Raw genomic sequence first — 24,958 nt, 5'->3', positions numbered from 1 at the left:
CTAGCAGCTGGTGTAAGTTGCATGATGCTACTTGTAGGCTGTGGAAGTAATAATCCTGGAGAATCAGGAAGTGGAGCAGGAAAGGATAGCGAGCAAGTATTAAATACTATTTATTTTAATGTGGCAACTTTAGATGCTAATGATACCACTGATAACCAAAGTTCAACTATTCTTAATGCAGTACAAGAAGGTTTAGTAAGAATAGAAAATAATGGAGAAAGTGAAGAGATAGTTGCAGCTGGGGCAGAAAGTTGGGAAACATCAGAAGATGGTTTAACATGGACATTTAAATTAAGGAAGATGGATTGGTCAGATGGAAAGCCAGTAGTAGCACAACATTATGTTGATTCTTTCCATAGAATATTAAATCCAGATAATGGTTTTGCTTATTCATTCTTAGCATACGATATAGTAGGGGCAGAAGAATACAATACAGGTAAAGGATCATTAGATGCAGTAGGAATAAAGGCTGTTGATGATTACACTTTAGAATTTAAGTTAAAGCATCCATTACCATACTTTGTATCTAAGGTATCTTATACAGTATTCCACCCAATTAGATTAGATGTTATCGAAAAATTAGGTGATAAATATGCAAGTGAAATTACAGATACAGTATATAATGGACCTTTTAAGATAGAAAGTTGGGATAATGGTAACTCAATGGTATTAGTTAAAAATGATACTTACTGGGATGCAGAAAATGTATATCTTGAAAAGATCAATATGACAAATATTAAGGAGTTTGCTACTCAAGCACAATTATTTGAATCACAAGAATTAGATATATCAGGAGCTCAAACAGATTATATTGAAAAATGGTCTGAAAGAGCTGATGCTGGAGAATTCCAAAAGCTTACTGGAGAAGATCCAGGATCATTCTACTTATACTTTAACCAAACTAGTAAGTCAGCTGATGGAATATTAAAGAATGCAAAAATAAGAAAAGCTATTGGTTTATCAATAGAAAGAGATGTTTATACTAAGGAATTAGTTGGTAGATTCGAATCAGCTTATGGATTAGTTCCAACTGCTATATATTCTGGCGATGAAAAATATAGGGATCAAGTAGAAGGACCTTTAGTTGCTGATGCTAAAACATATGTAAATAACAAAGAAAAACTTCAAGAGTTATTTAAAGAAGGCTTAAAGGAATTAGGACTTCAAACAGATGATTTAAGCAAATATGAATTAACTTACTTAAATCAAGGTGAATCAGAATTACAAAAACAAAGAGCTGAATGGATGGCTCAACAAATTAGTGGAAACTTAGGTATTAAAATAAATGTTGAAACTCAAGGTGACTGGGGAGTTTATTTAAGTATAATGGACAAGTTAGAATATGACTTTACATTATCAGGCTGGGGAGCAGATTATAACGACCCAATGAGTTTCTTAGATATATGGGTATCAAATGGTGGAAATAACCATACTGGTTATGCTGATGCTAAATACGATGAACTATTAGCATCCGTATATAAAGAAAAAGATCAAGATAAGATAACAGAAATTTATAAAGAGTTAGAAACTAAATTAGTTAATGAAGATGCTGTTATTTCACCAGTTTATTATACTGATAAATATTCATTCTATCAAAATTATGTTAAGGATATTCAATTTACTTCATTTGGATCAGTTTATGAATTTAAACATGCATATATACAAGGGAAAAACTAATTAAAATAAAACTATAAGGCACTGTATAATGCACATCAACAAATGTTGGTGTGCATTAATTGAATTTCGAAAGGGAGAGGGTTATGGCAAAGTATGTTGTAAGAAGATTTATTGAAATGATTATAACATTATATCTAATTGGAACAGCTACATTTTTTCTTTTAGCTGCAGTTCCTGGAACAGCTATTGATAGAAAAATTCAAAAGCTACCAGAACAAACAAAGCAAATAGTTATTGCTAAATATGGCTATGATAAGCCAGTAGTTGAAAGATACTTTATTACTTTAAAAAATTATATTGTAAAAGGTGAGTTCGGAGAGTCATTAGTTCATGCTGGAGATACTATTTCAAGTATTGTTGAGAAGAAAATGCCAGTATCAGCAAGGCTTGGAATACAACAAATAGCAGTAGGAGTAACATTAGGAGTTCTTTTAGGAATTGCTGCTGCTATGAAAAGGGGAAAGATTACAGACTATACCATTCTGGTGGGAGCAATGATACTTGCATCGGTGCCATCGTTAGTACTATCACTTTTATTACAAAAGTATTTAGCTAAGGGGCCATTATTTAATTTACCTATAATAGGTTGGCCGAAAGGGGCAGACCTCTGGTTTGGAGGATGGAAATACACTGTATTACCAACTATAGCAGGAGCTGGAACATATTTAGCCTATTATGCAAGATTAATGAAAACTAGCATGTTAGATAGTATAAATCAAGATTATACACTTACAGCAAGATCAAAAGGTTTATCAGAAGTTACTATAGTTAAAAGACATGTTCTTAGAAACTCTTTAATTCCAATAATTACAGTATTGCCAGTAGCAATATCAGGAGTAATTTCTGGATCCTTCTTTATAGAGCGGGTTTTTGCAATTCCAGGAGCTGGACAATATTTTATTCAGGCTTCTAATGATAGGGATATTCCGATACTTATGGGATTAACATTGTTATATGCATTAATTTATCTAATAACAATATTTGTTACAGATATACTTTATACAATAGTAGATCCACGAATAAGATTAGTGAAGTAAGTTGAGGTGAGGCTTTATGAAGACTTTAAAAGATAAAAGATTTGAATTTGTAGATTCTTCTACATTAGATAGTGACTTAGTTGTAAGACCTAATATTAGTTATTGGCAGGATGCTTGGAGAAGACTTAAGAAAAATCCTGTTGCAATGGGAGCCTTATTTGTATTAATAGCAATTATTTTATTAGCTATATTTGCTCCAATTGTTAGAAATTTAGATTATCAAACAGTTGTAACTCAAAAGAAAAACTTAACCCCAAGCGGTGAATTTTGGTGGGGAACAGATGCAATGGGAAGAGATTTGTTTACAAGAGTTTGGATAGGAACAAGAATCTCTATAAGCGTAGCTATTATTGCAACTGTAATAGATATAGTAATTGGATGTTTATATGGTGGTATAGCAGCATATATGGGTGGAATAGTAGATGAAGTAATGATGAGGATTGTTGAGGTATTAAATAGTATCCCATATTTGATAATTACATTACTGATCTTAGTTGTTTTAGGAAATGGATACTTCCAATTGATGATAGCTTTATGTTTAACTGCATGGACAAGCACCGCTAGAATGATAAGAGGACAGATTCTTCAATTAAGGGAAAGTGAGTATGTTTTAGCAGCTGAGGCTTTAGGCGCATCTCCATTAAGAATAATATTAAAGCATTTATTACCAAATACAATTGGATTAATAATATTAGATGTTGCATCCACAATTCCAAGCGTAATTGTTTCAGAGACAATACTTTCATTCTTAGGACTTGGATTAAATATTCCAGCCTTTAGTTTAGGTTCATTATTATCAGCAGGACAACAAGCTATGGCATTTTATCCTTATCAATTATTATTCCCTACAGTAGTTTTATGTTTATTAATACTTTCATTTAATGTTCTAGGGGATGGTTTAAGGGATGCTCTAGATCCCAAATTAAGACAATAGGAGGTATATAAGGTATGGAAAAGTTAGTTAATAAAAATGAATCAATTTTAGATGTTAAAGATTTAAAAGTATCTTATCATACTTATGCAGGAGAAGTTCAATCTGTTAGAGGAGTATCTTTTGATGTTGCAAGGAGAGAGGTACTAGCTATAGTAGGAGAATCAGGCTGTGGGAAAAGTGTAACTGCTAGAGCGATTATGTCTTTAATATTAGGACCACAAGGTGAAATTAAAGATGGTAGTAAGATACTTTATAATGGTGAAGATATATTAGGTTATGATAAGAAAAGAATTAGAGAATTTAGAGGTGGAGAATGTGCAATGATATTCCAAGATGCACTTACATCTCTTAATCCAACTATGAAAGTTGGTAATCAAATAATAGAAAATTTAGTAGCTCATAGAAGCATGGATAAAAAAACTGCACGAGAAGAAGCAATAAGAATCCTTGAATCTGTAGGAATTCCAAATGCAAAAGAAAGAATAGATCAATATCCACATCAATTTTCAGGTGGAATGAGACAAAGGGTTATGATAGCTATTGCTGTTGCTTGTGAACCGAAAATTTTGATAGCAGATGAACCTACAACTGCCCTTGATGTTACAATTCAAGCACAAATCCTTGAATTAATTAATGAGCTAAAAGATAGATTAAATACAGCAGTAATATTAATTACCCATGATTTTGGAGTAGTTGCTGGAATGGCAGATAAAATTGCAGTAATGTATGCTGGACAGATTATAGAAAGTGGTGAAAAGAGAGAAATATTCTATAATCCTAAACATCCATATACTTGGGCACTTTTGAACTCAGTTCCTAAACTAGGTTGGAAAGGGAAACAATTACTAGATACAATAAAGGGGACACCTCCTGACTTAATTGCACCACCAAAAGGCTGTGCATTTGCAGCGCGTTGTAAGTATTGCATGAATATTTGTTTAGAGGAGGAGCCAAAGGAGTATTCATTTGGGGATATACATAAAGCGAAATGCTGGTTATATAGTGAAGAGCTACCTGAGGAGATATTAGAAGAAATTATGGAGGAAAGAAAAAATGGCTAATGGAGATAATGTAATTTTAGAAGTAAAAAATTTAAAAAAATATTTCAGAATTGGAAATAAAGATATTCTAAAAGCAGTAGATGATGTTTCCTTTGCCATTAAAGAGGGAGAAACTTTAGGTTTAGTTGGAGAATCAGGATGTGGTAAGACTACTTGTGGAAGAACTGTTATTGGTTTATATGATAAGACAGATGGGGAAATATTATATAATGGAAAGCCAATAGATGGATTAAAGGGAAAAGAAAAAAAGCAGTTTAATAAGGAAGTTCAAATAATATTCCAAGATCCATATGCATCATTAAATCCAAGAATGACTGTTGCTGATATTATATCAGAAGGAATAGATATTCATGGGTTAGCTAAATCAAAAGCAGATAAAGATAAAAGGGTTTATGAGTTGCTTGAGCATGTAGGATTAAACAAAGAACATGCAAATAGATTTGTTCATGAGTTTTCAGGTGGACAAAGACAGAGAATAGGTATAGCTAGAGCCTTAGCTGTTGAGCCAAAATTTATATTATGTGATGAACCTATATCAGCACTAGATGTATCAATTCAAGCGCAAATTGCTAACTTATTAATTAAATTGCAAAATGAATTAGGGTTGACTTACCTTTTTATTGCTCATGACTTATCTATGGTTAAACATATTTCAGATAGAGTAGCAGTTATGTATTTAGGTAGTATGGTTGAATTAGCAGAATCAGAAGTATTATTTAATAATCCTAAACATCCATACACAGAAGCTTTAATGTCAGCTATTCCTATAGCAGATCCTGATATAGAAGAGAATAGAAGTAGGATTATGTTAGAAGGAGATGTACCTAGTCCAATAAATACTCCTAAGGGATGTAAATTCCAAGGTAGATGCAGTAAGTGTATGGAAATATGTAAAACTGAAGAACCAGAATTTAAGGAAATAGAAAAAGGACACTATGTAGCTTGTCATTTATATTAATTAGATTTTAGGAGATAAACAAGTGGAAAAATTAATTAGAGTTATTAAAGATTTTATTAAATGCATATTTGTTAGCAGTTGTATTTCTTTTGGAATTATCATTATAGTTGGAATAATTTCATTACTAGTATCGAAATTTGATTGGAGACAATCCTTAGAAGTTGTAAGAAGTGCAATACTTATAATTGGATCATTAGGGATAGTTTTAGGGGCCCTTTTAATACTAAAGAAAAGAAATGAAAAGGAATTGCAGTTTAAAGATCAGTGGCAAAAAAAATATAGTATATTTTCCTATAGAATTGTTGTAATAGTAGATAGCTTCATAATTATTTTATATGGAGGAGTTATAGACTGGCTTATAATAAGCTTTGTACATTAAAATTATAATAAAGGAAACGAATCAAGTAGTATAATAAACCTTTTAAAGAAATAATAAATATCTCTTATTGAAAATGGATTTTACTTATGGTATAATAACCTCAAGACGGAGAACAATAATATTATTAAGACAAAGAGGTATAAATATGAGTGAAAAAATAAAAACTTGGTTGTATATTATATTTGGAATAATTTTAATAGGAATAGTTGCATCTTTAGCTTTTAAACTTCTATTTTTTCTACTTCCAATAATAATAGTATTATATATCTTTTTTAAGGTAAGAAATTATTTTAGAAAAGGTAATAGCAGTTCAACAAATAGTTATACTAGAGAATATAAAAAACCAGATAATAATATAGTAAGTAGTGTTGATGATACTGTTGGAGAAGTAATTGATGTTGACTATGAGGATGTTAATAATTAGATTTGATATAGAGACTCAGCTTAGGCTAAAAAATTTTTAAGCTTAGGCTGAGTTTTTTATAGGGGGAGATAAAAGTGAATTTTAGAAAATTAAAAATATTTTATGAGACTGCTATCCATTTAAATATGACAAAGGTTGCAAGAGATATGTATATAAGCCAACCTTCTATTAGTCAAAGTATTAACGAACTTGAGCAGGAATTAAATGTAAAATTATTTGATAGAATAGGAAAAAAGTTATTCTTAACTCACGAAGGAGAAATATTTTTAAATTATGCAAGAAGAATATTAAATCTATATGATGAAGGAGTAAAAACCATAAAAGACTGTTCATTAAATGCAGGGGGGAAAATTGTAATAGGAGCTAGTACAACTATTGGTACATATATTTTGCCTGAAATAATAAAGGAATTTTCAGCAAATTTTAAGGGGGTGGAAATCTCATTAATTATAGAAAATACTAAAACTATAGAAAGATTAATACTTGAAAACAAAGTAGACTTTGCTTTTGTAGAAGGTGAAATAACTTCTGATGAAATAATTAAGGAAACGGCATGGAAAGATGAATTAATATTTATATGTGGGGATTCGAATAATTTAAAAAAATATGATTTAATTGATGGAAAGCTTTTAGAAAATGAAAAATTTATTATTAGAGAAGAAGGAAGCGGAACCAGGGATCATACTGAAATTTTTTTAAGAAAAAATAAAATAAAGTTTAATAAGTTTTTAGAACTTGGAAGTACAGAAGCTATAAAGAAAACAGTAGAGGCAAACTTAGGTGTAGGGTGTTTATCCTATAGGGTTGTGGAAGATAGAATTGAAATGGGCAAGTTATTCAGTTTTAGATTAAAAGAAGGCAAAATAGAGAGAGATTTATATTTAATTGTACATAAGGATAAATTTATTTCTAACAATATGAGGAAGTTTATAGAGTATTCTAAAAATACTGCTATATAGGTAATTGATTATTATAATTATAAAATAATAATATTTTGCTTTTTAAGACATAATATCTATAATAAGTTTAGACAAAATTATAGATATTGAGGTGAGACTTTGAAAGATTTAAAAAACATTTGGAAGGGATTATTTGTTTGTCTGATTATTGGTATTATATCTGAGTATTTAGGTGGAATATTTGAAAAAGTTGGTGCAGCAACCTTTGCCATATTTATTGGAATAATTCTTGGAAATACAATTTTTAAGGATAAAAGTTATGATGATGGAACTAAATTTGCAGAAAAAGATTTACTAAACTACTCTATAGTATTAATGGGAGCTAATTTAAATCTTGGCCAAATTTTAGGGCTTGGAGTTAATGGATTATTATTTGTTATTCTTCAAATGGCTTTAACTATAATTGCAACTTTTTATATAGGGAAAAAGCTTAAATTTAATAGAAAATTTTCTCTTCTTATGGCAGCTGGAAACTCAGTTTGCGGATCTTCAGCAATAGGGGCAACTTCTCCAGTAATAAAGGCAGAAGATGATGATAAGGTAATGTCTATTACTATAGTTAACGTTACGGGAACTATCCTAATGATATTGCTTCCTATTATTACAATGGCACTATATAATAATGATGTTTTACACTCTTCAGCGATGATTGGAGGAACCCTTCAATCTGTTGGACAAGTGATAGGATCCGCTAAGTTTATATCAGAAGATGTAGTCAACTTAGCAACGGTATTTAAAATTTTAAGAATAATAATGCTCGTAGTAGTTGTTATAGTTTTTGAAAAAATAAATAATAGTGAAGAATCTAAAATAGAAAATAAAGTAGTTAAAAATGTACAAAATAAAGATAAAGGCAGACTTACTAGTAAATTAAAGAAGATAAATATTCCTTGGTTTATTTATGGATTCTTTGTAGTATGTATTTTTTATACATTAGGATTAATACCGGATGTAGTATCAAAAATATTTAAGTGGATAAGCAGTAACTTTGAAATTATTGCTTTAGCTGGAATAGGGATGAGGGTGAAGTTTAAAGATTTAGTTAAAGAAGGACCTAGAGGCATGCTATATGGAGGATTAGTTGGAATCTGTCAAATAATCTTTGCAATTATATTAATTTTCATATTACTATAATTAAATAGAAAGATATTATATAAACAAATATTTCCTTGTCATAATCATCTATATTTGTAAAACCTTAATTTATAAGTTATAATTAGTTTGTAAAAATTTATATATTGGGGGGCTAAGAATGAAAAAAATAATGATGAATACGCCATTAGTAGAAATGGACGGAGATGAAATGACAAGGATTCTTTGGGCTATGATTAAGGATGAATTGTTAAACCCTTTTATTGATTTAAAAACAGAATATTATGACTTAGGTTTAGAATATAGAAATGAAACTAATGATAATGTTACTGTTTTAGCAGCAGAAGCAATAAAGAAATATGGAGTTGGTGTTAAGTGTGCTACTATTACACCTAATGCTGCAAGAGTTAAGGAATATAACTTAAAAGAAATGTGGAAGAGCCCTAATGGAACTATTAGAGCACTTTTAGATGGTACTGTATTTAGAGCACCTATTATTATTGATTCTATTAAGCCTTATGTTAGAACTTGGGAAAAGCCAATAACTATTGCTAGACATGCCTATGGAGATGTTTATAGAGATGTTGAAATGAAAATTGAAGGTAAAGGTAAGGCTGAATTAGTATTTACGAATGAAAACGGAGAAGAACAAAGAGAGCTTATCCATGATTTTAAAGGGGATGGAGTACTTCTTGGAATGCATAACTTAAATAAATCTATTGAAAGTTTTGCAAGAAGCTGTTTTAACTTTGCAGTAGATACTAAACAAGACTTATGGTTTGCAACTAAGGATACTATTTCTAAAAAATATGATCACACTTTTAAAGATATTTTCCAGGAAATATATAACAATGAGTATAAAGCTAAATTTGAAGAGTTAAATATAGAATATTTCTATACTTTAATAGATGATGCTATAGCTAGAGTAATCAAGTCAAATGGTGGATATATTTGGGCTTGCAAGAACTATGATGGAGATGTAATGAGTGATATGGTTGCAACTGCATTTGGTTCACTTGCTATGATGACTTCAGTCTTAGTATCACCAGATGGCTATTTTGAATATGAAGCAGCTCATGGAACAGTTCAAAGACATTACTATAATCACTTAGAAGGTAAAGAAACTTCAACTAATTCAATAGCTACTATTTTTGCATGGTCTGGTGCATTAAGAAAAAGAGGAGAATTAGATAATAATAATGATTTAGTAGAGTTTGCTGATAACTTAGAAAAGGCTTCACTTCAAACTATTAATGAAGGATTTATGACTAAGGATTTAGCGTTATTATCAAACATAGAAAATATTACAGTAACTAATTCTGCTGATTTTATTAAAGAAATAAGAATTAGACTAGAAAAAATATATAATAAATAATTATTTTAAAGCAACTTTTTTCCTAGAATAAAAAGCACCTTATATATTAAGACTATATTTGGAGGTGTTGTGTAATGGCTCATAAAAATAATAAGAATTCAAAGAAAAATAAAAAATCTGGTCAAAAAACTAGAGCAGAAGTTAGAAAAATGCAAGTTGAGACAGCAGATGAAGTAGGATACTCAAAGGAGTCTAGAAAATTAGGAAAAGATAAACCAAGAAAAGAAGATAATTAGTTAAAAAGGAGCTGTCTTAAAGACAGCTCTTTTAATATTCAAATGAAAAGGTATAGATATTTTAAAAAAAAGATGTAATAATAGAATAGAATATAAATTATAAGGGGGACTTTAAATGAGTAGTTACAATAAAAGCATAACTATAAATTATCCTGCAGAGAGGGTTTTCAAAGTATTTATTGACCTTAACAAAAGGGAGATTCCTAAGTTTAATGATAAAAATCCAAAGGTGATGAGCCATACTAGAACTATAAAATATGTGGCAAAGAAAAAGATAGAAATGACTACTACAGTAACTGAATATGAGAAAAATAAGCTTTATGAAGTTACTAACACTATTCAAACAGATAATTATGTATCTAGATATGAATTTATTGAATTGAGTCCAAGCTCTACAGAAATAAAGATAACTGAAACTCAAAATATGAATGGACTTGGTTCATGGGTAATGCTATTACTTCAGAAGTTTAAAGCTAAGAAAAAATTAATTCAAAAGACTGAGGGAATTAAAGAAGCTTTAGAGGCAGAATTAGAAAGAAGAGATGGTAAGCCAGTAAATGAGCTTGAAGTTGAAGAAGTAGTAGAAGAAGTTAAAAGTGAAAAATAAGCTTAATATATAAGGTTTTAACATAAAGAATGTGGTTGCAAAATTGCAACCACATTTTTATCTATTTGAAAATTTTAATTTTTCTTAAAAAGCAAAGTTCCCATTTTTAAATATTTGAATTTCTTGATTTTCTTTATTAATACCAACAATATTTAAGTCTTTAGTTCCTATCATAAAGTCCACATGTACTATAGAGCTATTTGCACCTTTTTCAAATAATTCATTTTCAGGTAGGTTTTCACCATTTTCAATACATGTAGGATAAGCTTTACCAAAAGCCAAATGACAAGCAGCATTTTCATCAAATAAAGTATTGTAGAATATTATATTAGAATTAGATATTGGTGAGTCATAAGGAACTAATGCAACTTCACCTAAGTGGCTAGCACCCTCGTCACTAGATAATAATTCTTTTAATGTATCGTATCCTTCCTTAGCAGTGAAATCAACTACTTTACCATCTTTAAATGTTAGTGTAAAGTTATCAATTAAATTACCACCATAAATTAAAGGCTTAGAAGAAGATACAGTACCATTAACTCCATTTCTCTTAGGAAGAGTAAATACTTCTTCAGTTGGCATATTAGCATTGAAATCTAATCCATCTACTGATTTTTCAGCTCCACCAAGCCAAAGGTGGTCTTCTGGTAATTCGATAGTTAAATCTGTTCCAACTGAGTTAGTGTAATGTAGTTTAGTAAATTTATTAGCGTTTAAGAATTCTAAAGTCTTATTAATATTTGAATTATGTTCATCCCAAGCTTTAATAGGATCTTCCTTATCTAGTCTTACAACTTTAAAAATTACATCCCATAGTTTTTGTACAGCTTCTTCAGAGTTTGAATTATTAAATACTTTTAAAGCCCAAGCCTCTGTAGGTACTGATACTACTGTCCAACGAATTTTATTAGCCATAGTATAATTGTAATATTCATTTAAAGCTATTTGTCTGTACTTTTGGAAAGTTGCTATTTTATCAGCAGGAACTCCTTTATAAGCATCAGGATCTTGTGCTGATATAGAAATAGCACAACAACCTTCTCTTGCATAAGAATTAAATGACTCAGAAAGCCAATTAGGTACCTCTTGTAATGTTTCAATAGAAGCATGTTCAAGCTTTAACCTTTGTAGTTTTTGATCTCCGTAGTGAACTACTACTTCTTTAGCCCCTTCTTTATAAGCAGCTTCAGCTATAGCTCTAGCAAAATCTGTACATTCAACAGGAGAATTAATTAAAAGGATTTGACCTTTTTGTAAATTAACCCCTTTTTTAACAGAAAGATAAGCGTATTTTTCTAACATATTATTATCCATATAATTACCTCCAATCTAGTATATGTTTATTTTTGCACATTATAGAAAAATAGTCTATAGAAATTGATTATTTATCCTTGTTTAGAAGAATAATAATTAATATAATATAGTGTACTGAAATCAAAGGATAAGAGGTGAGTTATGTTTAATTTACTTAATACATTAGTAGAAAATAACAAAAAATATGGGGAAGAAGGAAATTTAGCAGCTTATATTCCAGCTTTATTAGAAGCTAATCCTAATGATCTTGGGATATATATAGTTGATACTAGAGGAAAGGAATATTTTGCTGGTGATTATAATAAGAAATTCACTATACAAAGCATTTCTAAAGTAGTGTCATTAATTTTAGCTATTAAAGATAATGGAAGAGAAAATGTTTTTAAAAAGGTTGATGTGGAGCCAACTGGAATGGGCTTTAACTCAATAGTTAATTTAGAAGCAAGTGATACAGGGAAGCCATATAATCCCATGATAAATGCTGGAGCTATTATGACCTCATCTTTAATAGATGGAAAAGATGTTGAAGAAAGATTAAAAAAAATATTAGATTTCTTAAAAATAGTTACTAACAATAATGATATATATGTAAATGAAAATGTCTATTTATCAGAAAAAGAAACAGGAAGTAGGAATAGGGCCTTAGCTTACTTTATGAAAAGTACAGGTGTATTAGATGGTGATGTTGAAGAAATACTAGATCTTTACTTTAAGCAGTGCTCAATAGAGTTAGATGCTAAGGACTTAGCTAGGTTTGGAGTAGTTCTTGCAAATGATGGTGTACTGCCTTGGAATGGTAGAAAGGTAATTCCTAAGGAGGTATGTAGAATAGTTAAATCTATAATGGTTACGTGCGGTATGTATGATGCATCAGGAGAATTTGCTGTTAATGTAGGCATTCCTGCAAAATCTGGAGTAGGGGGAGGCATTATAGCTACAGTTCCAAGACAGTATGGAATAGGTATCTATGGACCTGCTTTAGATGAAAAGGGAAATAGTATAGCTGGATTGAAGCTAATAAAAGACTTATCTGATGAATTAGACTTAAGTATATTTTAAGTAAAAAGTAATGATTTATTATGCTTTTAATAGTATAATTTATAGTAAAAATAGCTTTAAGGGACTAACACCTTAATTTGGAGGATAAAGATGGAAAGATTATTAATATTAGATTCAAATTCTCTTTTAAATAGAGCTTTTTATGCAATTCCAGAATTAACGACTACAGATGGTATTCATACAAATGCAGTATATGGATTTGCAAATATGCTATTTAAAATGAGAGAAGAATTAAAACCGGATTATGTAGTTGCAGCTTTTGATAGAAAAGGTCCAACTTTTAGACATAAAGAATACAAAGATTATAAAGCTGGAAGAAAAAAGATGCCAGAAGAACTTGCAGAACAATTTCCACTAACAAAGGATCTTTTAAATCTATTATCTATTACAATATATGAAATGGATGGCTATGAAGCAGATGATATTATAGGATCATTAGCTAAGTATGCTGAAAAGAATGGTATTGAAGTCTATATAGTAACTGGAGATAGGGATGCACTGCAGTTAGCATCAGATAATATAAATGTTGTTATAACTAAAAAGGGAGTTACTGAAACAGCAGTATATAATTATAAAACCTTTATGGAAGAGTTTGGAGTTACCCCAACTCAGTTTATAGATGTAAAAGGACTAATGGGTGATAAGTCTGATAATATTCCAGGTGTTCCAGGGGTTGGAGAAAAAACAGCTTATAAATTAATTCAAACTTATGGTTCTATTGAGGAAGTACTTAATAATATAGATAATATTAGTGGTAAGAAGTTAAAAGAGAATTTAGAGAACAACAGAGAGCTAGCAATATTTAGTAAAAAGTTAGCTACTATAATTACAGAAGCTCCAATGGAGTTTGATTTAGATGAAATTAAGAGTCAAGATAATTATAATTATGATGAATTAAAGAAATACTTCTTTAAGCTTCAAATGAAATCTATGATAGATAAACTTCCAAATAGTGAGGAAAATGAAGAAATTAAAGAAAAAGAAGAGAATTTTAACCTTGAAAGTATTAATGAAATAGAGGCTTTTTCAGAGTTACACTTAAATTTAGAAGAAATATGTTATATTACATATGAAGTTTCAAATAGCGAGAAATATTCAGAAATATTACTAGATAAACTTTATATTTCATCAAAGGACAAAACATATTATATTGATTTTAATGAGATTTCTACATCTAATAATGAAGAAGCTATTAATGGATTGAAAAAAATTATGGAAAAGGAAAACTTAAAAAAGGTTATCCATAATGGAAAGTCATTAATTACTATTTTAAATAAGTTAAATATTGAAATAAAAGATTTTATATTTGATACTGCAATAGCAGCATATTTAATTAATTCAGCTAGAAGTTCTTATGATTTAATAACATTAGTAAATGAATACTTATGTGAAGATGTAAAAGGTGAAGATATAATATTACAAGGAAAGCTTAATTGTAAGCTAGAGGATATTTACAACTATTTTAAGAAAAAAATTGAAGAAGAAGATATGGAAGAATTATATTATAAGGTAGAGCATCCATTAATATATGTATTATCTTCTATGGAATCTCTAGGATTTAAAATTAATGAAGAAATGCTAGATGAATTAGCAGCTAAGTTTAAGGAAGAAATTATTACTACTGAAAAAGAAGTATTTGCTTTGGCAGAAGAAGAATTTAATATTAACTCTCCAAAACAATTAGGAAAGATACTTTTTGAAAAATTAGACTTACCAGTAATTAAAAAGACAAAAACAGGTTATTCAACTAATGCAGAAGTCTTAGAAAAGCTTCAAGATAAGCATGAAATAATACCTAAAATTACTTATTATAGACAAATTACTAAGCTTAATTCTACTTATGTAGAAGGATTAAAAAATGTAATAGATGTTGATGGCAAGATTCACTCAACCTTTAATCAAACTGTAACTACTACAGGTAGATTATCTAGTACAGAACCAAATCTTCAAAACATACCTATTAAGTATGAAATGGGAAGAGAAATAAGAAAGGTATTTATACCTAATAATGAAGAGGACATATTATTATCTTGCGACTATTCTCAAATAGAATTAAGAGTTCTAGCTGAAATGTCAAAGGATGAAAATATGATAAGTGCTTTTACTGAGCATAGTGATATTCATAGAAAAACAGCTTCAGAAGTATTTAAGGTTCCAGTTGAGGAAGTTACTTCACTAATGAGAAGTAGAGCAAAGGCTGTTAACTTTGGTATAGTTTATGGAATAAGTGACTTTAGCTTATCACAAGATTTACACATTACTAAAAAAGAAGCATCAGAATATATGGAAATATACTTTGATAGATATCCTAAGATTAAAGGATATTTAGATAGTTTAATCGAAGAAGCTAAGGAAAAAGGATATGTTTTAACTATCTTGAATAGAAGAAGATTTATACCTGAAATTAAGGCTTCTAATAAGATAGTAAAGGCACTTGGGGAAAGACTTGCTATGAATGCACCTATCCAAGGAAGTGCTGCAGATATAATTAAGCTAGCTATGGTAAATGTGTTTAATAAATTAAAGGAAAGATCATTAAAGAGTGAGATTATTCTACAAGTACACGATGAATTGATATTAAATGTTAAAAAGGATGAGTTAGAAGAGGTAAAAGCTTTGGTAAAGGAAGAAATGGAAAATGTATTAAAACTAGCAGTGCCTTTAGAAGTTGATATTAATCTAGGAAAAACTTGGTATGAGGCTAAGTAAGGGGGCTTAACTTAATGATTAAAATAGGGTTAACAGGAGGAATTGGGTCAGGAAAAAGTACAGTAACTAAAATGCTCTGTGATAAGGGGTTTATTGTCATTGATGCAGATACTATATCGAGAGATGTACTTAAAAAATATCCAGAAATATTAGATAAGATAAAAATAGAATTTGGTTCTGGATTTTTTGACTGGAGAGGTGAATTTAGAAGAAGAGAGTTTGGAAATCATATTTTTAGATTTCCTAAACAAAGGAAAAAGTATGAGGATATAATTATACCTTATATAAAAGATGAAATATTTAAAGAAATAGAAAAGCATGAAAAAGCAGGAGAAAAATTAATTGTTCTTGATGCGCCAACCTTAATAGAAAATAATCTTCATTTAAATATGGACTATATAGTAGTTGTTTGGGTTGATAATAACACTCAAATAATTAGAATAAGAAATAGAGATAGATTAACTAGAGATGAAGCAATTAATAGATTAAACGCACAAATTTCTTTAGATAAAAAGAAAGATTATGCCCATATTATTATAGACAATAATGGAGATCTATTAAAAACTAAAGGTCAGGTAGATAAGGTAATGGATTTTTTTAATGTTATGATGAAGTAAGGAGAAGGTAATGAAATTTAAGCGTATATTAACTGTTTTAATTGTACTACTTGTAGCTTATTTTGCATTTATGTTTGGAATGAAAAAGTACGTATACCCTTACAAATATGAGGAATATATTAATAAGTATAGTGATGAATATGATTTAGATCCTTATCTTGTTTTAGCAGTAATAAAAACTGAAAGTAATTTTAATAAAGAAGCAGTGTCAAAGAAAGATGCTAAAGGCTTAATGCAAATTATGGATGGTACGGGGGAATGGATAGCTAAAGAGCTGGGGGTTAATTATTTTATGTCATCTATGCTATTTGACCCTGAGTTAAATATAAAAATGGGATGTTGGTACTTAGATAATTTAGAAAAAGAATTTGATGAAGACTTAGATTTAGTTCTTGCTGCCTATAATGGCGGAAGTGGAAATGTTAATAAATGGCTGAATCATGAGGAATACTCCGAGGATGGAGAAACATTAAGTTACATACCATTTCCTGAGACTAAAAAATATGTAGATAAGGTAAAAGCAAATTATAATATTTACAAGTACTTATATAACAAATAGAGGGTGCTTTGAATAATGAAAAATTAAGAATTAAGAATGAAGAATTGAGGAAAAAACTCCTTTGGAGTTTAGAAATAATTTTTAGCAATTCTAGAGAATCACATCAATAATATTTTTTGAATATTAAAATGGGGCTATCCTTATGGATGCCCCATTTTAATTTGATTTATAATCTATAGTATTATTCAAAAATAGCTGTTATCCATTCATTACTTTGATACTTTTGTTGCAAAGAAAATCCATGTTGTTCAACTATTTCTTTTACTTTATTAAAGCTCCATTCAACAAGTCCAGATACTAGTAGATTTCCACCTTCTTCTAAATGTTCCTTTATAAAATCCATAAATAATTCAGTTTCTTCTCCACCAATATTAATAAATATCCAATGGAATTTATCATTAATATTAACTTCACCATCTAGGGCATTTCCTATTAAAACTTCTATATTATAAAGTCCATTTAATTTTGCATTAAATATAACTTCATTTCTAACATCTCTTATATCAATGGCAGTTACTTTTGAAGCACCTACAATAGATGATGCGATAGATAGTATTCCAGAACCAGTACCAATATCCATAACCGTTTTATTATGTAGGTCTATTTTAGATAAGATAACATTTAATAAATCCTGAGTAGTTTCATGAAGACCTGTACCAAAGGCTCCTTGCGGACAAAATGTAATTACATTCTTACCTTTTTTTTCATCATTATCTGTAGATGATGATAGCATCCATTCGTCATTTATATGAACATCAGGAAAATCATATTCCTCATAATCATAATTTATTTCTTCAATAGAAATACAATTAGAATCTAGAATAGAACTAACTTTATCTATAAAATTATTAAGCGATGATTTATCTTCATCATAGGCAACTTTTATATCTATATCACTAACTTCTTTTTCTAAATAGCCATAGCCATATTCATCAGTAGTGATTTCTAAAGGACTATCATAAAAGACATTATAAATATCATTGATATTTAATAATTCAATTTTTGAATCTAGTTCTTTAAATTTAATATTATAAGTTAATATAAACATAGAATAATCCCCCGAATTAATTTACTTTAACATTATTGAGTATAGTAACATTTCATTCTTATGTCAAGGAAAGGGATGGAAGAATAAATATTACTCAATTTATTTACTACTTTTTATTAAATGATTTCTTCTTCTTTCTAATTGAATATCCAAAAGAACCTAGAGGTTTAGCATTTAATCCAAAGTATTCTCCGTGATTATAGCAAATTAAGTTTGCTTTATTGAAGCAGATCTTTCCTTTTTCATCAATTATATCCTCAGATACTTTTACATTTAAAACATCTAATAAAAACAAATCATGAGTACCAAGTGGAGTTATGCTCTTAACTTTACATTCAAGGGCTACTGGTGCTAAATCTATAGAAGGAGTAGAAATAGATACACCTTCATTTAACTTGTAGCCAAAATGCTTAATCTTATCTATTTTTCTTCCGGATACTACACCACAGTAATCTACAAATTTAACCATATCCCTAGATGGCAAATTTATAACACATTCTTGACTTTCTTTTATATAATCATAAGATAGTCTTTCAGGCCTAACCCCCATAGCTATTATTGGTTCTTTAGTACATACAGTACTAATCCATCCAACAGTGAAGGCGTTAACTTTATCTTCAGAATTTTTACATGTTACTACTACTACAGGAGTTGGGTTAAGCATTACGCTTCCCTTAAAATTTTGTTTTTTCATATTATTACCTCTGTTCCTATTAATATAAAAGAGGTGGAGTCATAAGTTACTGTGATAATACATAACCTTTGATAATCCACCTAAGTATTAAACTATATTACTGTTTAATAATATCTTCTTCTTCTTCTTCTCTTATTAGTATTAATAAGTCTAATAATTAATACTAAAAGAACTACTATTATAACTATAATTACTATTGATAATATATATAATGAAAGGTTAGTCTTAATTAAATCTATTTTAGAAAGATTAATTGTACCTTTAACATCCATTGAATATCCAGGAGTGCTGTAAGTTAACATTACTTCTTTATTACCACTTAAGCGCCAAGCATCTTTATTATCATTGTTATATGTAATACTTGCTTTTGCATCATTAAAATCATTTTTATAATATTGAACATCTTCATTTAATGTAATTGGAGCAGTAATTTCTTTTTCAGTTCCAAAGAATTTAAAAGCTTTATAAGTTAAATTCACTGAACCTACTTCATCACCAGCTTTTTTGAAAGTTTCTTTTTCAGCTGAATAACTATAATTAGCTATTTTTTCTGTATCTTCAAATACATTAAGACCAGTTGCACCATATTCAGATTTTAATACTACAGTTACAACATCTCTTCCATCCCTTTCATAAAAACCTACAAAGCAGTGACCAGCTAATTCTTCAGTACCTGTTTTTCCACCTATGTTACCATTTTTACCTAGATTCTTATTTCTAGATTCTATAATAATAGGTTTACCATTTATAGTAATAGAAGTATTAGCGTTACTTGGAGAAACAATTTCTCTTAACCATTCATTTTGGAAGGCAGCAACAGCCATTTTAGCTAAATCATAAGCAGTAGTCTTATTAACTTCTGTATTGCTAGGATTTAATGGATCTATTTCTAAACCAGATGGATTTTGGAAAACAGTATCTGTAAGTCCAAGCTCCTTAGCTTTGTCATTCATCATTTTAACGAAATTATCTACTGTTCCACCAACAGATTCTGCCATTAGGTAAGCTGCATCATTAGCTGAGAAAATTAATACAGCCTTCATAGTATCTTCAGCAGAAATCTTGTCACCAGGTTTTATATTAGTGTAATTATTTAATGATGTTTCTGTAACCTTTAGGACATTTTCAGAAAATGTTAGCATATCTGCCTTTGATTTATTTTCTGCAAATAATAAAGCGGTCATTAGTTTAGTAGTACTTGCAGGAGAAAGCTTAACATCTGCATTTTTTGAGTAAATAATTTCCCCGGTTTCTACATCCATAGTAATAGCAGATTCGCCAATTATTTCTGGTGCACTAGAATTAGTCTCTATTGCACTAACGTTATTAGCTAAAGGTGCTAATAATGAAACAGAAAGAGCAAGTGCTAGCGTTTTTAATAGTTTTTTTAATTTCAAGTTCATCTCCCCATTTCTTAAGGTTTATTTTGTCACATATCTTAAAGTATAACATCTACATATAATAATAACAATAAATAGAATAGTTGTTAAGTGGTTTAAATTACATATAATATATTTTTAATATTTGTACAAAATAAAGTATTATAGGAGGTGGTTACTATAAGAAAAATATATATTTTTATATTGTCTCTTTTTATTTTTATTAGTTATAATTCTATCCATGTATCGGCACTATATACAACAACTCCTAAAAAAACAGTTTACTTAACTTTTGATGATGGACCATCAGTAAAAGTCACTAAAGAAATTATAGATGTTTTAAATGCTAATAATATTAAAGGAACATTTTTTGTAGTTGGAGATTATGTAAGTATTTATCCTTATATACTAGAGGAATTAGATAATAGTAATATGTCTATAATGCCTCATTGCAATTTTCACGATTATAATGCCTTGTATAAAAATGAAGAAGAATACTTTAAAGATTTAGATAAGTGCATAAGTAATATTCAAAAAGTAATAGGGGATAAGAAGATGAATTTTGTAAGATTACCTGGTGGAGCAGATAATACTTATTGTGAAGCTGAAACTTTAAAGAAAATTAAATCTAATCTTTTAAGTAAGGGTATAAATTATATAGATTGGACAATAGATACAGGAGACTCTGAAAGTTATGATATATCTAAAGATTATCTAATTTCTAGAATAATGGACGAAGGATGCTTATATGAGGTTGAAGTAGTGTTAATGCATGACCTTGGTGGTAAGAATACTACAGTTGAAGCACTGCAAGGAATAATAGATATATATAAGGAAAAAGGATATGAATTTAAAACCCTTAATGAAATTGGAGACCAGGAAATAGAATATTTAAAGAAGATAAACGTTCTTAATAAATAGAGGAGTACTATGGTACAACGAAAAATTAAGAATGAATAAATTTTAGGGCTGTAGTACAAAAGTGTTTATTATACTACAGCCCTAGTTTTATTTGCTTTCTAATCTTTTTATCATGTAATTTTTAGCTTTTAGCTCTAATGTATCATCTAATGGTTCTAAAGTTACATTTTCATATTTGTTATTTAAAGCTATAGATAAAAATCTATCAGCAAGCTCTGGATTCTTTGATAAAAGTGATCCGTGGAAGTAGCTACAATAAGTATTTTTATAAATACATCCTTCATAGCCATCTTCACCATTATTACCAAATCCAGTTATACACTTACCAAGTGGTTTTAATCCGTTTATATAAGTTCTTCCAGAATGATTTTCAAAACCTACATAAGTTTCATTAAATTCTTCATTATGAATTACTGTATTACCAATGAATCTAGTTTCACCACCATCGGTATGTATATCTAAAATTCCAAGGCCTTCGATTCTTTCACCGTTTGGAGCCATATAGTAATTACCTAAAAGTTGATATCCGCCGCAAATTGCAATAACAACTTTATTAGATTCAACGTATTCTCTTAATTTATCTTTTTTATTAGTTTTTAAGTCATCAGATACTATTGATTGCTCATAGTCCTGGCCACCACCAAAGAAAAGAATATCAGTGTTTTCTACATCGAATTCATCATTTAATGAAGTATTAATTATATTTACCTTTATACCTCTTGCTTCAGCTCTATGTTTTAATATTAATATATTACCAACATCACCATATACATTAAGTAAGTCAGGATAAAGGTGACAAATATTTAGTTCCATAATTATTTCTCCTTTCTTACCATAATTTCTTGATATATCCCTTAGAATAAAGGTGTTTTCTATAATTTATCATTGCAGTATAAGTAGCTAAAATATAAATTTTATTATTATTACTTTCTTTTATTTTAGAAGTTAGATTTTCAAATTCAGTTTCAATAATAAACTTATTTTCATTTAATCCTGCAATTTTAAGTCTTACAGCCATATCATAACATCTAAGTCCAGATATAAAGACTTCATCTATATTTAAATTATGTAGTTTTTCAAAATCTACATCCCAGATCCAAGATACATCAGTACCATCTGCATAATTATCATTTAATAAAAATGCACAAGAAAAGCTTTCTTTATTTAAGCATAATGTATCTAGTGCTTGATTATATCCAGCAGGGTTTTTAACAAGAATTATTTTAACTTCTTTTCCATCTATATTTAAGGATTCCTGTCTACCAAAGCTAGAATTTTGGTTTTCTAATGACTTAATAATTGATTCATCCTTAACTCCAAGCTCTTTTGTTATAGCAAAAGCACAAAGGGCATTATAGATATTATAAACTCCAGATTGACTAACCTCTATATCTAAGTTATTAATTTTAACAGTAGAGCTATCAGGTGATAGGTCTAAAATTTCATTAACAGCATACTTTAACTCAGCTCTTTTAAAACCACAGCCTGTACAGTAAAAGTCTCCAAGATGGTTATATGTAATATGATTATATTCATAAGGAGACTTACAGAATTTGCAGAACTTAGCATCTGCATTAACATCTATCTTAGTATCTTCATTTATTTTTGCATTAAAACCATAAAATACAGTTTTATTTGGAAGTTCTAAATTACCTAATAAAGATTCATCACCATTTAGAACTAAAGTTGTATCTTTAGTTAAAGTAATACCTTCTAATATTTTATTTAAGGTAGTATATACTTCTCCATATCTATCTAACTGATCTCTAAAAAGATTAGTTACAGTAATTATTTCCGGAGTTATATATTTTGTTATATATTTTAAGTTTGCTTCGTCTACTTCTATGATGGCATAGGCATCTTCAGTTTTACTAAAGAATTTGTAGTTATCTATAAAAGTAGTAACTATACCAGGGAATAAATTTGCGCCTGTATTATTTGTAATTACCTTTTTACCATCCTCCTTTGCTATGTTATAAATCATACTTGTTGTTGTTGTCTTTCCATTAGTACCAGTAACTAATACAACTTTATAGCCTTGAGATACTCTCTTTAAAATATTTCTATCTATTTTTAAGGCTACTTTTCCAGGGAAGGTAGTTCCCCCTTTTAGTATTGTTTTTGTAAGAAAAATTGTTATTTTTGAAGCTAATATGCTTACTATAGATTTAATACTAATATTATTCACCACCTTAATATACTTATCAAATATTATATACAATTATTTAATTATATAAACAAGTATTGTAATAATTTTTGATTTTAACTATCAATAGTATATCATAACTTTATATCTGAAAGAATAATGATGTTATAAGAATTTATTAAATATAGAAATTTGACAATGTTAATTATATAAGGTCAATTACATAAGAACAATAGATGTTTATGTAAATAGAAAATTGACAAGATTAATTAGGAAAGTAATAATTATAATAAAAATAATTATACATAAGATATTTATAGGAGATGAGTGATATGGAAAGATATAGCTTTAAAAATAATATTGGTTCTGATATTTCATATTATAAATGGGGCATGGATATAAAAAATCCAAAGGGAGTTGTACAAATAGTACATGGAATGTCTGAGTGGGTAGGTAGATATAATTATTTTGCAGAAAAGTTAGTGGAAGAGGGATATATAGTATATGGTCATGATCATTGTGGACATGGTAATAGTTCTTTAGATAAGTCTAGATTAGGCTTTTTTAAAGAAGGTGATAGCTTTTATACAATGTTAGATGATATAAGAAAAGTTAATGAAATAATAAAATCTGAAAATGAAGCTTTACCTATAGTTCTTTTTGGACATAGTATGGGATCATTTTTAAGTCAAAGATATTTGCAAGAATACGGAGATACAATAGATGCTTTAATCTTATCAGGTACTAATGGTAAGCAGAAGTCTTATACTAAAGCTGGGATTTTAGTATCAAAATTAGAAAATATCTTAAGGGGACGAGAAAATAGAAGTAATTTAATGGACAAGCTTTCTTTTGGAGGATTTAATAGTAGTGTTAAAAACTCTAATACTGACTTTGATTGGCTTTGTAGTGATGAGAAGGAAGTTCTGAAGTATATTGAAGATGATTTTTGTGGATTTATATATCCTTCAGAGTTTTATTATTATTTAATTAAAGGAATTAATGATATTCATAAATACGAAAATTTAGAGAAGGTAAAGAAAGTTAATATTCCAATATATATTTTTGCTGGCGATAGGGATCCAGTAGGATATTTTGGAGAAGGAATTAAAAATTTATATAACACTTATAAAAGTTTAGGAGTTAAGGATTTAAATTATAAGTTATATAAAGATGGTAGACATGAAATGCTAAATGAAGTTAACAAGGATGAGGTAATAGAGGATATATTAAATTGGATAAAAAGGTAAAAAGTTAAGAGCTGCCATGGGCAGCTTTTTTAATATAAATATAATTTTTTTAGTATATTCACATATAATAGGAAATGATGTAAAATAATGTAGTAAATATAGATAGTGAGGGGAATTAAGTTGGACTATAATACTTTTAGAGAAAAAATATATTATATGACTCCAAAAAAATTATTAATTTATGTTTTATATAGTTTGATAGCTTATTGCATATTTGAAATTATGTCCTTTAGATATACATTAATAGTTTATGATATTGTTGGACTTTTAAGTTTGATAATTTGTATGATATTAATCATGTTCTCAATGCATTTAAAAAGTCTTACTAAGAAAGAGATTTATGGCTTATTGCAGCTGATATTATTTATTACAATGGTTGTGATAATTGTCTTTATTACTCCAGAATATTACTTTAGAGATTTGAAAGGTTTCCTAAGTGAAATTGGTTTTTTAAGTTTTAATACCCTAAAATACAACAACTTAATTATTATGTATTTTATAATAGCAAAATATAGGGTAAGTG

General features: G+C 28.8%; 25 protein-coding genes. 19 read left to right on the top strand and 6 right to left on the bottom strand.

The window, feature by feature from the left end:
• The 12 genes from E6248_RS02505 to E6248_RS02450 form a co-directional block, all read left to right on the top strand.
• On the top strand, positions 1-1,677 hold a 1,677-nt coding region (locus E6248_RS02505; RefSeq protein WP_316339247.1), incomplete at its 5' end, for a peptide ABC transporter substrate-binding protein.
• An 83-nt stretch (positions 1,678-1,760) separates the two neighbouring features.
• The gene (locus E6248_RS02500; RefSeq protein WP_316339246.1) at positions 1,761-2,714 is read left to right on the top strand and encodes an ABC transporter permease; all 954 of its coding nucleotides are present in this window, start codon (positions 1,761-1,763) and stop codon (positions 2,712-2,714) included.
• Positions 2,715-2,730: 16 nt separating this feature from the next.
• Entirely contained in the window at positions 2,731-3,648 is a 918-nt protein-coding gene (locus E6248_RS02495) for an ABC transporter permease (protein WP_316339245.1), read from the top strand.
• A gap of 14 nt (positions 3,649-3,662) precedes the next feature.
• A complete protein-coding gene (locus E6248_RS02490) occupies positions 3,663-4,709 on the top strand; it encodes an ABC transporter ATP-binding protein (protein ID WP_316339244.1) in 1,047 nt (348 codons plus the stop codon).
• Entirely contained in the window at positions 4,702-5,667 is a 966-nt protein-coding gene (locus E6248_RS02485; RefSeq protein ID WP_316339243.1) for an oligopeptide/dipeptide ABC transporter ATP-binding protein, read from the top strand. The genes E6248_RS02490 and E6248_RS02485 overlap by 8 nt, the downstream gene beginning before the upstream one ends.
• 22 nt (positions 5,668-5,689) lie before the next feature.
• Positions 5,690-6,046: a hypothetical protein gene (locus tag E6248_RS02480; protein ID WP_316339242.1), complete on the top strand. Its 357-nt coding sequence runs from the start codon at positions 5,690-5,692 to the stop codon at positions 6,044-6,046.
• A gap of 145 nt (positions 6,047-6,191) precedes the next feature.
• Positions 6,192-6,470, top strand: a complete 279-nt coding sequence (locus tag E6248_RS02475) for a hypothetical protein (RefSeq protein ID WP_316339241.1) — start codon at positions 6,192-6,194, stop codon at positions 6,468-6,470.
• 74 nt (positions 6,471-6,544) lie between these two features.
• Entirely contained in the window at positions 6,545-7,429 is an 885-nt protein-coding gene (locus E6248_RS02470) for a LysR substrate-binding domain-containing protein (protein WP_316339240.1), read from the top strand.
• Between the two features lie 99 nt (positions 7,430-7,528).
• A complete protein-coding gene (locus E6248_RS02465) occupies positions 7,529-8,563 on the top strand; it encodes a putative sulfate exporter family transporter (RefSeq protein WP_316339239.1) in 1,035 nt (344 codons plus the stop codon).
• A 118-nt stretch (positions 8,564-8,681) separates the two neighbouring features.
• Entirely contained in the window at positions 8,682-9,896 is a 1,215-nt protein-coding gene (locus tag E6248_RS02460; RefSeq protein WP_316339238.1) for an NADP-dependent isocitrate dehydrogenase, read from the top strand.
• 74 nt (positions 9,897-9,970) lie between these two features.
• A complete protein-coding gene (locus E6248_RS02455) occupies positions 9,971-10,132 on the top strand; it encodes a small, acid-soluble spore protein, alpha/beta type (RefSeq protein WP_316339237.1) in 162 nt (53 codons plus the stop codon).
• Positions 10,133-10,247: 115 nt separating this feature from the next.
• Positions 10,248-10,739: a DUF3284 domain-containing protein gene (locus tag E6248_RS02450; protein ID WP_316339236.1), complete on the top strand. Its 492-nt coding sequence runs from the start codon at positions 10,248-10,250 to the stop codon at positions 10,737-10,739.
• Positions 10,740-10,823: 84 nt separating this feature from the next.
• Here the strand turns inward: E6248_RS02450 and E6248_RS02445 are convergent, their stop codons facing one another.
• Positions 10,824-12,053 carry an aminopeptidase gene (locus tag E6248_RS02445; RefSeq protein ID WP_316339235.1) on the bottom strand — a complete coding sequence of 410 codons (1,230 nt, stop codon included), beginning with the start codon at positions 12,051-12,053 and terminating at the stop codon, positions 10,824-10,826.
• Between the two features lie 141 nt (positions 12,054-12,194).
• Between E6248_RS02445 and glsA the strand changes: the two genes are divergently transcribed.
• From glsA to E6248_RS02425, 4 genes are all read left to right on the top strand, one after another.
• Positions 12,195-13,112, top strand: a complete 918-nt coding sequence (gene glsA, locus E6248_RS02440; RefSeq protein WP_316339234.1) for a glutaminase A — start codon at positions 12,195-12,197, stop codon at positions 13,110-13,112.
• Positions 13,113-13,202: 90 nt separating this feature from the next.
• Positions 13,203-15,821, top strand: coding sequence for a DNA polymerase I (polA, locus tag E6248_RS02435; protein WP_316339233.1), 2,619 nt, complete (start codon positions 13,203-13,205; stop codon positions 15,819-15,821).
• Between the two features lie 14 nt (positions 15,822-15,835).
• Positions 15,836-16,438, top strand: coding sequence for a dephospho-CoA kinase (gene coaE, locus E6248_RS02430; protein WP_316339232.1), 603 nt, complete (start codon positions 15,836-15,838; stop codon positions 16,436-16,438).
• A gap of 10 nt (positions 16,439-16,448) precedes the next feature.
• The gene (locus E6248_RS02425; protein WP_316339231.1) at positions 16,449-16,997 is read left to right on the top strand and encodes a lytic transglycosylase domain-containing protein; all 549 of its coding nucleotides are present in this window, start codon (positions 16,449-16,451) and stop codon (positions 16,995-16,997) included.
• Between the two features lie 181 nt (positions 16,998-17,178).
• Here the strand turns inward: E6248_RS02425 and E6248_RS02420 are convergent, their stop codons facing one another.
• From E6248_RS02420 to E6248_RS02410, 3 genes are all read right to left on the bottom strand, one after another.
• A complete protein-coding gene (locus E6248_RS02420) occupies positions 17,179-18,045 on the bottom strand; it encodes a 50S ribosomal protein L11 methyltransferase (RefSeq protein ID WP_316339230.1) in 867 nt (288 codons plus the stop codon).
• Positions 18,046-18,151: 106 nt separating this feature from the next.
• Positions 18,152-18,739, bottom strand: coding sequence for a flavin reductase family protein (locus tag E6248_RS02415; protein ID WP_136007341.1), 588 nt, complete (start codon positions 18,737-18,739; stop codon positions 18,152-18,154).
• A 104-nt stretch (positions 18,740-18,843) separates the two neighbouring features.
• Positions 18,844-20,136 (bottom strand): D-alanyl-D-alanine carboxypeptidase family protein, encoded by a 1,293-nt coding sequence (locus E6248_RS02410; protein WP_396335118.1) that lies wholly within the window; start codon positions 20,134-20,136, stop codon positions 18,844-18,846.
• A gap of 153 nt (positions 20,137-20,289) precedes the next feature.
• Between E6248_RS02410 and E6248_RS02405 the strand changes: the two genes are divergently transcribed.
• On the top strand, positions 20,290-21,039 hold the full coding sequence (locus E6248_RS02405; RefSeq protein WP_316339228.1) for a polysaccharide deacetylase family protein: 750 nt from the start codon (positions 20,290-20,292) through the stop codon (positions 21,037-21,039).
• Positions 21,040-21,126: 87 nt separating this feature from the next.
• Here E6248_RS02405 and E6248_RS02400 read toward each other — a convergent pair whose 3' ends face one another.
• Together E6248_RS02400 and E6248_RS02395 are read right to left on the bottom strand one after the other, a co-directional pair.
• Positions 21,127-21,852 (bottom strand): type 1 glutamine amidotransferase, encoded by a 726-nt coding sequence (locus tag E6248_RS02400; RefSeq protein ID WP_136007344.1) that lies wholly within the window; start codon positions 21,850-21,852, stop codon positions 21,127-21,129.
• A 16-nt stretch (positions 21,853-21,868) separates the two neighbouring features.
• The gene (locus E6248_RS02395; RefSeq protein ID WP_316339227.1) at positions 21,869-23,227 is read right to left on the bottom strand and encodes a Mur ligase family protein; all 1,359 of its coding nucleotides are present in this window, start codon (positions 23,225-23,227) and stop codon (positions 21,869-21,871) included.
• Positions 23,228-23,517: 290 nt separating this feature from the next.
• On the opposite strand from E6248_RS02395, the gene E6248_RS02390 reads away from it, so the two are divergent.
• The gene (locus tag E6248_RS02390; RefSeq protein WP_316339226.1) at positions 23,518-24,435 is read left to right on the top strand and encodes an alpha/beta fold hydrolase; all 918 of its coding nucleotides are present in this window, start codon (positions 23,518-23,520) and stop codon (positions 24,433-24,435) included.
• Between the two features lie 120 nt (positions 24,436-24,555).
• Positions 24,556-24,958 (top strand): hypothetical protein (locus E6248_RS02385; RefSeq protein ID WP_316339225.1); only part of this gene is annotated, 403 nt, incomplete at its 3' end.

Source organism: Clostridium sp., from assembly GCF_032552055.1.
GTDB lineage: Bacteria > Bacillota > Clostridia > Clostridiales > Clostridiaceae > Clostridium.
The sequence above is the reverse complement of the archived record's forward strand: the minus strand, read 5'-3'. Positions and strand labels throughout refer to the sequence as shown.

Bases quoted from the DNA above. Each gene is read 5' to 3' on its own strand.
- E6248_RS02500 (WP_316339246.1), top strand. From the start codon at position 1,761: ATGGCAAAGTATGTTGTAAGAAGATTTATTGAAATGATTATAACATTA.
- E6248_RS02495 (WP_316339245.1), top strand. From the start codon at position 2,731: ATGAAGACTTTAAAAGATAAAAGATTTGAATTTGTAGATTCTTCTACA.
- E6248_RS02490 (WP_316339244.1), top strand. From the start codon at position 3,663: ATGGAAAAGTTAGTTAATAAAAATGAATCAATTTTAGATGTTAAAGAT.
- E6248_RS02485 (WP_316339243.1), top strand. From the start codon at position 4,702: ATGGCTAATGGAGATAATGTAATTTTAGAAGTAAAAAATTTAAAAAAA.
- E6248_RS02475 (WP_316339241.1), top strand. From the start codon at position 6,192: ATGAGTGAAAAAATAAAAACTTGGTTGTATATTATATTTGGAATAATT.
- E6248_RS02460 (WP_316339238.1), top strand. From the start codon at position 8,682: ATGAAAAAAATAATGATGAATACGCCATTAGTAGAAATGGACGGAGAT.
- E6248_RS02455 (WP_316339237.1), top strand. From the start codon at position 9,971: ATGGCTCATAAAAATAATAAGAATTCAAAGAAAAATAAAAAATCTGGT.
- E6248_RS02450 (WP_316339236.1), top strand. From the start codon at position 10,248: ATGAGTAGTTACAATAAAAGCATAACTATAAATTATCCTGCAGAGAGG.
- E6248_RS02445 (WP_316339235.1), bottom strand. From the start codon at position 12,053: ATGGATAATAATATGTTAGAAAAATACGCTTATCTTTCTGTTAAAAAA.
- glsA (WP_316339234.1), top strand. From the start codon at position 12,195: ATGTTTAATTTACTTAATACATTAGTAGAAAATAACAAAAAATATGGG.
- polA (WP_316339233.1), top strand. From the start codon at position 13,203: ATGGAAAGATTATTAATATTAGATTCAAATTCTCTTTTAAATAGAGCT.
- coaE (WP_316339232.1), top strand. From the start codon at position 15,836: ATGATTAAAATAGGGTTAACAGGAGGAATTGGGTCAGGAAAAAGTACA.
- E6248_RS02425 (WP_316339231.1), top strand. From the start codon at position 16,449: ATGAAATTTAAGCGTATATTAACTGTTTTAATTGTACTACTTGTAGCT.
- E6248_RS02420 (WP_316339230.1), bottom strand. From the start codon at position 18,045: ATGTTTATATTAACTTATAATATTAAATTTAAAGAACTAGATTCAAAA.
- E6248_RS02415 (WP_136007341.1), bottom strand. From the start codon at position 18,739: ATGAAAAAACAAAATTTTAAGGGAAGCGTAATGCTTAACCCAACTCCT.
- E6248_RS02400 (WP_136007344.1), bottom strand. From the start codon at position 21,852: ATGGAACTAAATATTTGTCACCTTTATCCTGACTTACTTAATGTATAT.
- E6248_RS02390 (WP_316339226.1), top strand. From the start codon at position 23,518: ATGGAAAGATATAGCTTTAAAAATAATATTGGTTCTGATATTTCATAT.